At 69.1% G+C, this 11,237-nt stretch carries 9 protein-coding genes; 2 read left to right on the top strand and 7 right to left on the bottom strand.

Going from position 1 to position 11,237, the window contains the following annotated elements:
* Positions 1-80: 80 nt before the first annotated feature.
* Positions 81-752, bottom strand: a complete 672-nt coding sequence (locus tag HQ306_RS02970) for an HAD-IA family hydrolase (protein WP_222627523.1) — start codon at positions 750-752, stop codon at positions 81-83.
* A gap of 241 nt (positions 753-993) precedes the next feature.
* Here HQ306_RS02970 and HQ306_RS02965 point away from each other — a divergent pair, with 241 nt between their 5' ends.
* Positions 994-1,620, top strand: coding sequence for a TetR/AcrR family transcriptional regulator (locus HQ306_RS02965; protein ID WP_222627521.1), 627 nt, complete (start codon positions 994-996; stop codon positions 1,618-1,620).
* A 1-nt stretch (position 1,621) separates the two neighbouring features.
* Here the strand turns inward: HQ306_RS02965 and HQ306_RS02960 are convergent, their stop codons facing one another.
* From HQ306_RS02960 to HQ306_RS02940, 5 genes are all read right to left on the bottom strand, one after another.
* Positions 1,622-1,840, bottom strand: coding sequence for a hypothetical protein (locus HQ306_RS02960; RefSeq protein ID WP_027503999.1), 219 nt, complete (start codon positions 1,838-1,840; stop codon positions 1,622-1,624).
* 68 nt (positions 1,841-1,908) lie between these two features.
* A complete protein-coding gene (locus HQ306_RS02955) occupies positions 1,909-2,547 on the bottom strand; it encodes a TetR/AcrR family transcriptional regulator (protein ID WP_051612942.1) in 639 nt (212 codons plus the stop codon).
* An 8-nt stretch (positions 2,548-2,555) separates the two neighbouring features.
* Complete coding sequence (locus tag HQ306_RS02950) at positions 2,556-3,707, bottom strand: diguanylate cyclase (RefSeq protein ID WP_222627519.1); 1,152 nt, start codon at positions 3,705-3,707, stop codon at positions 2,556-2,558.
* 81 nt (positions 3,708-3,788) lie between these two features.
* Positions 3,789-4,667 carry an SDR family NAD(P)-dependent oxidoreductase gene (locus HQ306_RS02945; RefSeq protein ID WP_261769684.1) on the bottom strand — a complete coding sequence of 293 codons (879 nt, stop codon included), beginning with the start codon at positions 4,665-4,667 and terminating at the stop codon, positions 3,789-3,791.
* On the bottom strand, positions 4,664-6,148 hold the full coding sequence (locus HQ306_RS02940) for an NAD(P)/FAD-dependent oxidoreductase (RefSeq protein ID WP_222627518.1): 1,485 nt from the start codon (positions 6,146-6,148) through the stop codon (positions 4,664-4,666). The genes HQ306_RS02945 and HQ306_RS02940 overlap by 4 nt, the downstream gene beginning before the upstream one ends.
* 126 nt (positions 6,149-6,274) lie before the next feature.
* On the opposite strand from HQ306_RS02940, the gene HQ306_RS02935 reads away from it, so the two are divergent.
* Entirely contained in the window at positions 6,275-7,630 is a 1,356-nt protein-coding gene (locus tag HQ306_RS02935) for an NADH:flavin oxidoreductase/NADH oxidase family protein (protein ID WP_222627516.1), read from the top strand.
* A gap of 7 nt (positions 7,631-7,637) precedes the next feature.
* Here the strand turns inward: HQ306_RS02935 and car are convergent, their stop codons facing one another.
* The gene (gene car / locus HQ306_RS02930; protein WP_222627514.1) at positions 7,638-11,189 is read right to left on the bottom strand and encodes a carboxylic acid reductase; all 3,552 of its coding nucleotides are present in this window, start codon (positions 11,187-11,189) and stop codon (positions 7,638-7,640) included.
* Between the last annotated feature and the right edge of the window lie 48 nt (positions 11,190-11,237).

The following is an 11,237-nucleotide window of genomic DNA, read 5'->3' as shown; positions in this document are numbered from 1 at the left end:
TTCGCGAGCATCGCGCTCGACGGGTGAACCGGGGTTGGCGTGGATGTGACTCGACAGGGTGTGGAGTCGACCGGTGAAGGTCACTGTCGAGCCGTCACCAGAGATTCGATGCGAGCGGGGTCGAGGGATTCGACCGTCTCCGATGCCGAGGAGAAGTCGCTGCCGGCGGTGTTCTCGTTCGGGAACGCGACGCAGGTGATGTCGGCTGCGGCTGCGGCGGCCACACCACCGGCGTTGTCCTCGATCGCGACACAGGCGGACGGCTGTTCGCCCAGCTTGTCGAGGGCGAAGGCGTAGGACGCGGGGTCGGGCTTGCCCTGCTCGACGTCGTCCGCGTCGACGAGGACGTCGAACGAGTCGCGAGAGACCTCGTGGGACAGCGCCTCGAGCACGGCGTCGACGTTCTCCTTCGACGTGGTCGTGACGAAGCCGAGCTTGGCGCCCGACTTCTTCGCCGCGGCGATGGTGTCCACGACGCCGGGTCGCGGGCTCACACCGGCCGAGGAGAGGAGGGACCGGAAGATCTCCGACTTGGTCGCGTGCACCGCGGAGGCGTCGACCTCGACGCCTTCGGACGTCGCGAAGTCCTCGATCCGGTTCGCGCCGCCGTTGGACCCGAGCATGGACCGGTAGTCGTCGCGTGACCAGTTCCAGTCGAGCCTGTGCGAGGAGAACGCCTCGTTGAAGGCGCGTCGCTGGAGCTCGGACGTGTCGGCGAGAGTGCTGATGGAGCCGAAGAGGATGGCAGACATCGGTGTCCTTCCGTAGACCGGCCCGACGCTGTGCTGCGCCGTGGCCCGAGGCGACGGATGACCCGTCGCGAATGATGGTGGGGGAGTTCGCGGTCGAAATGCCGTGCAAAAATCTGGTCCAACAGTACAGTAATGAACATTTCGTTCAATAGGTCTGTACCCGAAACTCGCGTAACTTCAACCCTCGAACTTCGATGCCCGCAATTGGAAGCACTGGCTGAACGAGGAGGTGAGTGACGCGATGAGTGATACCCCGTCGGACGAGAACGGAATCGGAATCGAGCCCGACGCCGTGGCAGAGGACGCCCGCGTCGCTCGCACTCGCGCGGACGTCTCGCGCGCCGCGCTCGAGGTGCTGACAGGCGAGGGGTGGGAGGCGGTGACCCACGCGCACGTCGCACGGGTGGCCGGTTACTCCAAGACCACGCTGTACACGCACTGGCCGTCCCGTTCCGACCTGCTCACCATGGCTCTCGAGGCGATCGGCGACATGCCGCATCACGACCTGGTCGGCGACGTCCGCACGGACCTGATCGGTGAGCTGCGGATGCTCCGTGACGCCATCGCCACCCAGCGCCTCGATCGCGTGCTCATGGCCATGGCGCAGTGGGGGGCCACCGTCGCCGAGATCGGCCGGGTGCGCCGCCGCATCGTCGACGACGGCGAGAAGCACACTCGGCAGATGCTCGGTGCGGTGATCCAGGGCCCGGAGCTCGAGGCGGCGGTGTCCATGCTGTCCGGCTCCGTTATCTGCCCGACGCTGATGTACGGGACGCTGCCCGACGATGCCACCATCGAGGCCGCCGTCGACATCCTCCTTCGGGGCATCGATCTTCGGGGCAACGAACTTCGGGGCAACGAACGCTGACTCAGCGGCTGCTGTGCACCAGGTCGGCCAGGGACTGCCGCGACTGCGCGGACTCGGCCAGTGCCGCCGTCAGTTCCTCCCATGCGCGCTGGACGCGGAGTTCGTCGTGGGCGAGACGTGCGCGGGCGCGAGCCACGCGCCGGTGCTCGGCGTCGCGGGTGAAGGTCGCGTGTTCCTGCCGTCGGACGAGCAGGAACACGTCGGGATCGGTCGGATACATGCGTGCGTCCTCGAGTCGTGGTCGGTTCGCACCACTGAAACACCCGAGGGGGGACCGCGTCGACCGAATTACTCGGGCTCGGCCGCACCGACCACCGCGGCGAGGAACCGGGCGGTCCCGTGGACGAGATCGGTTCTGTCCGCTCGGTATCCGTCCATGAGCCAGGTCATGGCGGTGTGGCTGATGCCGCCGACAGCGGCGGTGGCCAACCTGTCGAGGGAACTACCGACGGCAATGTCCGGCGTGTGGCGACCGAGGAGCCCCACCATCAGCTCACCGAATCCGTGCATCGTGTCGAGATACGTACGGTCCACCCGTGGGCTCACCCCCAGCACCTCGAGCCACACGATCCGTGCGAGCTCACGGTCCTCCACGGCGCGGAAGAAGCCGTCGAGGCCGTGACGCGAGAGCGTCAGCGGGTCCGTCCCGGCGGGCAGGTCGTCGACCGCCGCCGTGGTGGATCGGGTCAGTGTGGCGATGCACTCGCGGTACACCTCGACCAGGAGGTCCTCGAGAGTGGGGAACAGCTCGTAGAAGTAGCGATCGGCGACGTGCGCGTCACGACAGATGCCGCGCACCGTCGACGCTCGGAAACCCACCGATCCGAAGGACGCGCGCCCCGCGTCGAGCAGTTGGCGCCGGCGACGAGCCGTGCGCTCCTCGGCGCTCTCCCCGCCGTAGGTACGTGCGGGCGATGGATCGGTCACGCCACCATTCAACCGGTCGACGCGAGACCGCGCGCCGTTCCCCCGTCCACGGCGACGCAGTGCCCACCCGATCGCTTGGCCCGGTACATCGCGGTGTCGCCCCGATCGACGAGTTCGGTGAGTGTGGCCGACAGGCGCCGGCGATCGTGCAGCAGGGTGGTCGTGCTCGCCATCGCGAGCCCGACACTCGCGGTGACCGCCGGCCCCGGGATCCTCTCCGCCACCGCGTCGCGGACGGCGCGGGCGGCCCGCAACGCCGCGAGTGCGTCGTCGTACAGATCGAAGACGAGGAACTCCTCGCCGCCGTGGCGTGTGACCACGGCGGCGGATCCGGCCGCGCGCACCAGGCTCTGTCCGACGCGCACCAGCACCTCGTCGCCGACGTTGTGCCCGAATTCGTCGTTGATCGCCTTGAACTTGTCGAGGTCGAGCACGATCACGGCGGCCACCGGGTGGGCAGCGGCGGCGCGGGTGGTCGTGGAACGCATGTCGTCGGCGAGAAGCATCAGTCGCGACTCGAGCCCCCGGCGGTTGCTGAGGCCGGTGAGCGGATCGGTCAACGACTTGTCCGCGTCGACGCGGATGAGATGGACACCCAGTTCGATCACGATGGGGACCACCACGCCGACGACACTCAGCATGATCGCCTTGGCGGCGGCGATCGCCAGGTCGTACTCGGGGTCGAGCGCGACCTTGACGGCGAGCACCGCGATGGTGAATGCGCACCACACGACGTGCGCGAGTAACACCCGTGGCCCCAGCAGGAAGGTCGCGTAGGTCCCGAGGAGCACCAGCAGACCGGCACCGCTCAAGCCGGCGAGCGAGCTCGAGTCGAGGAAGCAGACCACGGCGATGGCGACATCGGCGTAGGCGAAGAAGACGACCGATTCGCGGAAGGACGGCCAGTGCGCCACGTTCCAGCGCACGGCCCAGCCGATTCCACCCACGATGGTGACGACGACGACGGCTCGATCCGCGAGACCCTGGGCTCCGGACGGCGATCCGAGCGACAGGACAGCGATGGCCGTGACGACGAGGGTGAGGCAGGAGATCAGGCCGCGCATCCATCGCGCGAGGCCGCGCGACTCCACGAAGAGCCGCAACTGCTGCGTGTCACGCTGGGCGGACCAGCATTCCCGGAGCAGGGCGGCGAGCATCATGCATCGGAACGATACCCGTGATAACAGACACTGTCGGTACTAATCACCAGTGTGCGGGTCACAAACGGGGAAATAGCCGAATCAGGGCCGGCGGCGTTCGAGCCGCGCGACGAGCGTCCGGATCGTCCGGTCCTTCTCCAGCACGAGATCGGACAGCGGGTTCGCTATCCCGCGCATCGCCGAATAGGCCCGCCACCGTCCCGGAAGCTGGATCCGTGCTGCTCGTCGCTCGATACCGTCCACCGCTCCCGCCGCGAGAGCCTCGGGGGAGATGGGCGTGAGAAGGGGTGCGGGGAAGGCTCGCGCCACCAGAGCGGTCGCGATGTCGTCGGCGCCGAAAGCCACGTCAGCGATGGGGGTCGCGACCCACCCCGGGTACAGGATCCCCGCGGTCGCGCCCGTGTGAGCGAGCTCTGCACGCAGGGCGCGACCGATCTGCTCCACCGCGGCCTTGGTCGCGGCGTACGGAGCGTTCGCCAGGCCGTTGAGATAGGCGTAGGTCGACGACGTGATCAGCACGTGGCCGCGGGCGGCGACGATGTCCGGCAGTGTCGCCCGGATCGTGTTCCACACGCCGTTCAGGTTGACCGAGACGACACGCTCGAAGACCCCGTCGGGAACGGTCGCCACGGTGTACGCGGTGTCGCCGCTCGAGATGCCCGCGTTGGCGTGCACCACGTCGATCCCGCCGAACCGGTCGTGGACGGTGGCGACGGCCGCACTGAGTTCGTCGGGAGACGTCACGTCCACGCGGAGGGCGATCGCCCGGTCGCCCAGGGCACGAGCGACGTCGTCGACGGACGGAGCGACGTCGAGCAGCGCGACCGCGGCGCCGCGGGAGACGAGTTCGCGTGCGACGGCGGATCCGATGCCGCCGCCGGCCCCCGTCACGACGGCCACGCGCCCGTCGAGGCGGAGCCGCGGGGATCTCCGGAACATGCCCGGGGTGCCGGAGGTCATGACGCTGCCACTGTCTCGGTGTCGGTCGACGCGGGCCGCAGGACGTGGTCGTCGTCCCGGAACGAGCCGGCCAGTCTGCGGTAGGTGAAGCTGAAGCCGGGGAACATGGCGATCACGCGTCCGGACGCGGACTTGTACCAGCTCGTGCAGCCACCGTTCTGCCACACCGTGCGTGTCATCTCGTCGTGGATCATCGCGGTGTAGCGCTCCTCGGCGGCGCGGGTGACCTCCACCGTGCGCGACGACGTCCGCCGAGCGTGCTCGATGGCCGACATGATGTACCGCATCTGGGCCTCGATGACGAAGATGGCGCTCGTGTGGCCGATCCCGGTGTTCGGCCCGGTGACGATGAACAGGTTCGGGAAGTCGGGGACGGTCGTGCCCAGATAGGCCCTCGGGTAGTCGGACCACACGTCGCGGAGCGCGGTGCCGTCCCGGCCGATGACCGGGTAGGAGATGACGCCGTCGGTGGCGTCGTATCCGGTGGACCACACGATCACGTCGAGGGGGATCTCGCGGCCCGTCGCGGTGGTGATGCCGGTGGGGGTGACTTCGGCGATGCCGTCGTCACGGTCGTGGAGCGTCGTGTTCGCGGAGCTGATGGCGGGATACAGCGTGTTGGACAGGATGATCCGCTTGCACCCGATCGTGTAGTCCGGTGTCAGCCTGGCCCGGAGATCGGGGTCCGCCACCTGGTCGCGGAGCAGATTCCGTGCGTGACGCTCGGCGAACAGCCAGAGGCCGACCTTCGAGTACTTGAAGCCGATGATCCGGGCCTCGAGCTTCCAGTAGATGGCCGCGCGCAGTGCTCGACGCACGAAGCCCACCCGCAGGGCACGGCGTTCCCAGGGTCGAAACTTCCGATCGGGTCGGGGCATCACCCAGTGCGGGGACCGCTGGAAGACGTGGAGCTCACCCACCTCGGGCTGAACGGCCGGGATGATCTGCGCCGCGCTCGCACCACTGCCGACGATGGCGACACGCGCGTCGGCGAGGGGGACGTCGTGGTCCCACGCGTTGGTGTGGAACTGGGCGCCCGCGAAACTCTCGCGACCCGGGAAGGGCGGAACGACAGGCGTGCTGAGCGGCCCGGTCGCGTTGACCACGAACTGCGCACGATAGTCACCCGCTGTTGTCGTGACGTGCCAGGAGTCGTCGACCCACTCGATGCGCTGCACCTCGGCGCCGAGCACGGTGAGATCCCCGAGACCGTGCTTGTCCACGACGTGGCGGGTGTAGTCCTCGAGCTCGCTCTGCACCGCGAACATCTGCGACCAGTCGTACGGCTCGGACGCGATCGAGTAGAGCGGGCTCTGCACGTCGACGGCCGCTCCGGGGTAGGAGTTCTGCCGCCAGGTTCCGCCGGCGAACTCGCGTCGTTCCAGGACGACGATGTCGTCGATGCCGCGACGCAGCAGTTCGATGGCGGCGCACTGCCCACCGAACCCGCTGCCGATGATGACGACCGTGACGCTGCGCATCGCGCTCCCGAGTGGTGGGGCGCCCGTTCACGGACACCGCGGCAAGTGATGACAGCTATCATCACACCACATCTGGTGTACTCCGGGGAACGGATCCACCCACCCATTCACCCGACGAGGGGTTCCATGCCTGACGTGTCGCTGTCCGCACCGCTGACGTTGCCCAACGGACAGGTCCTGCCGAACCGGATCATGAAGTCCGCGCTCAGCGAAGCGCTGGGTACCCGTGACAACGCTCCGGACGAGAGACTGTCGCGTCTCTACCGCCGCTGGGGCGATGGTGGCTACGGGCTCCTCGTCACCGGGAACGTCATGGTCGACCACCGGCATCTGGGCGAGCCCGGCAACGTCGCGGTCGCGGACGGACGCGACCTGGACGCCCTCTCCCGCTGGGCGAAGACGGCGCAGGACGGTGGCAGTCCGATCTGGATGCAGATCAACCACCCCGGCCGTCAGGGCAACCCGGTGACGACGGTCGGCGGCACCCTGGCGCCGTCCGTGGTGGGCCTGGACATCCCCGGGATCCCGGCGCCCCGCGCGGCCAGCGGCGCGGAGATCGAGGACATCCTGTCGCGGTTCGCGACGACGGCCGCGGTGGCCGAGGAGGCGGGGTTCGACGGAGTGCAGATCCACGCCGCCCACGGTTATCTCGTCAGCCAGTTCCTCTCGCCCCTGACGAACCTGCGGACCGACGAGTGGGGCGGCGACATCGAGGGCCGCGCGCGTTTCCTGCTCGAGGTGGTGCGACGAGTACGGGCCGCCGTCTCCCCGGGCTTCGCCGTCGGCATCAAACTCAACTCGGCCGACTTCCAGCGCGGCGGTTTCAGCGAGGACGAGTCCCGTGAGGTGGTCTCGATGATCGGTGATCTGCCGGTCGATCTCATCGAGATCAGCGGCGGCAGCTATGAGTCGCCCGCGATGATGGGCACCGCGGTGTCGGCCGGTACGGCGTCGCGCGAGGCGTACTTCCTCGACTACGCCGTCACGGTGCGCGACCTCGCTCCCCACATCCCGCTCGCCGTGACCGGTGGGTTCCGCACGCGCGACGGAATGTCGGACGCGGTGCGGTCCGGTGCGTGTCAGATGGTGGGACTCGGCCGCCCGACCGCCGTCCTGCCCGGAGCGGCACGGGACGTTCTCGACGGCACCGTCAGCGTACTGCCCAGCCCGTCCATCTCCGTTCCGGTGCCGGCCCGCTTCGCGACCCACCGCTCGGTCCGGTCGCTGGGGGGACTGCTCGATCTGCAGTGGCACACCGATCAGTTGCATCTGATGGGAGCCGGCAAGGATCCGGATCCGGCTCGGCCCGTGGCGAAGACGATGCTGTCGTCGTTGCAGCGCAACGGGATCGACGCTTTCACCGCGGCGCGGCGAGGATCCGGTGGCGGTGCGAGCTCCCCCGTGGGGACAGTGTTCGCGCTCGCACGCCATCGGATCCTCGATCCCGCCGTCCGGCTCGTTCGGTCACGCACCGGACGCTGATCGGCTGTCAGAGCGTCGGGATCAACCCCAGCGCCTCGAGATCACGCACGTACTTCGCGACGAGATCGCGCGACAGGTGCGGGATGTCGTCGATGTCCGCCAGTGCCGACCCCGGTGTCGACGTGTCGCGGACCGCGGCACGGAACACCTCGGCCGGCAGGGGTGACCCGGCGGTCGGTAGGTCCGGCCGCGCGTAGGCGTGCCGCAGCGGCAGCACCGAGGCGGACCGCTGCGCCGACGGCAGAGACTCGAGCGCGTCGGAGAACTCGGCGAACCACGTGTCGTAGTCGGCGATGCGCCGAATCGTTCTGCCGGACTGGATGATCCAGTCGACGACGGTGTCGAGAGAGATACCGTCGTCGTGCGGATTGAGCACGTCGAAAGTCCGGTGTCCCGACGTCGCGCTGCCACCGAGCTCGGTGATCGCCGCTGCGGTGAAATCGGCGGGGAGTCCGTCGTAGTGTGCGCGCGGCCGCCCTGCATCGTCGACGGGTGCGCCCGTGTCCTGCCGGTAGAACGTCTCCGGGGCGATTCCGGTGGCGATCAGCGACAGCACCGTGCGGGTGAAGATGTCCGGGACGTTGAGCTGACCGGTCCACCGGGGGTGCGCCAGGATCATGTCCGAACGGAAGACGGTCACGGGGAGTCCGAAGGCGTCGGAGGCGTTGCGCAGCACCACTTCACCCGCCCACTTGGAGGTGCCGTATCCGTTGGCGTACGACTCGTCGAGGGCGCGGACCGGACTGATCTCGCGGATGTCGCCGTCCTCGGAGAAGGCCTCGACGCCCGCCGCGACGGCCACGGTGGACAGGTAGGTCACCGGCTTGAGGTGATGCGTCAGGGCGAGCCGGGCGATCTCGGCGGTGCCGATCACGTTGGGGCCGAACAACTGCTCGTACGGCAGCGCGTGATTGACGAGCGCCGCGGGATGCACGATGCGGTCGACCCGCTCGGCCAGCGACGCGTACTCCTCGTCGCTCACGCCCAGGTTCGCCTCGCCCACGTCGCCGACGACGACCTCGAGCGCGGTGTCGGCCAGCGTCGTCCACCGCGACCACAGGGCCGGGTCGCCGGTGTCGAACGCGGTGTCGAGACGGGCACGAGCGTCCGCCGCGGTGCGTCCGCGCACGAGGCACACGACGGTGCCGCCGACCGCGGCCTGGCGTTCGAGCCACTCCAGGCACAGGAAGCGCCCGAGGTATCCGTTGGCGCCCGTGAGCAACACGGTCCGGGTGTCGGTGCGCACCGGTCCCACGTCAGCCGCGGACGAGAGGAACTCGTCGCCGAGGACGGCGCTCAGCGTCAGCTGATCGGCACGGGCCTGCGTCGCGTGCGCTCCGTGCACCGAGGCGAAGGTCGCGGCTCCCGTGGCATCCGCGTCGCCGCGTCGCCGCTCGATGTGGGTCGCGATCGCCGCGAGGTCGGACGACGGCGCGATGACGACCGTGACGGGGACGTCCACCTCGAAGATGTCCTGCAGCAGGGTGGCGAACGTCAACGCGGACAACGAGTCACCGCCGAGGTCGGTGAAGTGCGCATCGGGTGAGACCTCCGTGCCGGCGCATCCCAGCAACGCCGCGGCGGCCTCGCCGACGGTCTCCAGGACGGGTGCGTCGGCGCCGCGGCGGCGTAGTTCGCTCATCTTCGCCGTCTGGCCCTCGTCGATCTCGCGGTACCTGTCCTCGAGCGCCTCGCCGTAGCGCGCCGTCAGAGCGGGACGCAGCTGCTTGTTCGCTCCCGAGAGCAGACCGTTCTCCTGCGTGAAGGGCTCCGCGGCCAGGACGATGTCGCGCGGAACCTCGTAGGACTCGAGCTGCTCCTCGCGCGCGAGCGCCTGCAGGGAGTCGAGCACGGTGGCGGTGTCGGCTCCGTCGGCGGGCACGACCACGGCGAGGAGGTAGGACCGCTCGCCGCTGCCGTGCAGATGGATCTGGTCGACGGCGTCGGCGGACGCGTAGATCGACTCCAGGCGCGAGAGGGCGACGAACTCGCCCTGCGCCAGTTTCAGCACGTTCTTGCGGCGATCGACGTACACGAGATGGTCCGGCTCCGTCTCCGCGACCACGTCGCCGGTGCGGTAGAAGCCGTCCGCACTGAACATCTCGGCCGTCACGTCCGGCCGCTTGTAGTAGCCGGGCACGAGGGAATCGGTCTTGAGGAGAAGCTCACCGCGCGGGTAGGGGTGGTCGGTCACCGCGTACCCGAGCTCCGGAACGTCGTCGAGGCGGTACTCGAGCACCGGCGGCCGCTGGACGACGCCGTCGAACAACACCATGCCGGCCTCGGTGGAGCCGTAATTGTTCTGCACCGTCGTGTCCAGGAGTTCGGAGACGAAGTCGATGACCTCGGGGGAGGTCGGCGCGGTACCCACCACTGCGGAGAGGATGCGGCCACCGAGAGTGGTGGATCGCATGTCCTCGAGGACCTCGGCGCGGACGGCGTCCGCGCTCTCGCCGGTGCGGTGCGCCCGGGTCTCGATGCGTCCGAGGGCTGTCTGACGCAGTAGATCACACACGCGGGGAACCAGCATGGCCACGGTCGGCCGGGCGAGTGCGTAGTCGTCGAGAAGCGTGGACAGATCGCTCGAACTCGCGAAGTACACGATGCCGCCGGCTGCCAGGGTCGTGAACACCACCGCGCGCCCGGCGAGATGGCTCATGGGCAGGTAGTCCAGCGTGATCGCACCGGGTCGCCCGGCCTCGTCGGACTCCGCGCTCTGGTCGTACCAGTGGGACGTCGACCACAGGCGCGAGACGATGCGCTGGGTGTGGATGGCGCCCTTCGGGGTCCCGGTACTGCCGGAGGTGTAGATCAACGTGGCGATCCGGTCGGGATCGACGGCCTCGGGGCCGGCGAGCCGGGGGAGAGTGCGACCGCGTGCGATCGCCTCCCGCAGCGTCTCGATCGCGAGCACCGTGCCCGGTGCGGATCGTCGAGCCTCGGCGAGACGATCCTCGTCGTCGTTCACACGGTCGTCGTGGTCGAGGACGACGATGCGGCGGATGCTCGGGCACGCGGCGGCCACAGCCGTGGCGGTGGACAACTGTTCGTTGTCGACGACGAGTGCGACTGGCTCGACCTCGGCGGCGATGTCGGCGAGGCGTCCGGGAGCGGCGCCGGACTGGAGGGGAACGGCAACGGCACCGGTCCGGACCGTCGCCAGTTCGGCGACGACGTAGTCGGCACCGGCGAATCCCAGGGTCGCGACGAAGGTGTCCGGAGTGGCGACGTCGCCGAGTGCGGTCGCGAGATCGAGGGCATCGGACCACAGCGATCCATAGGTGATGGTGTCCATGCGCTGCTGGAGCCGACGCACCCGGCGACCGTCGTCCGCGGGCTCGACGTCGTACGCCCGGCGACCCAGCGCGGGCCGGTCTGCGTAGCGGTCCATGACCACCTCGATCATGGCGTGCAGATCGGGCGTCAGGTCCGCCACCTGTGCCGACACCGCGGGATCGGCGGCCGCGGCGCGCACCTCGGCGTCGGTGTCGAACAGGTGTGCCGCGCGGGCGGCGACAGCGTCGGTCCGTGTGTCTCCTGATGTGATGGTGCTGGTCATGCTGTGTTTCCCCCTCTGATCGACGTCGCGCGGTCCCCGTCGCGCGGT

The organism is Rhodococcus sp. BP-160, from assembly GCF_019836205.1.
In the GTDB taxonomy this organism is placed as follows: Bacteria; Actinomycetota; Actinomycetes; order Mycobacteriales; family Mycobacteriaceae; genus Rhodococcoides.
This window is presented reverse-complemented; position numbering and strand designations above follow the sequence as displayed.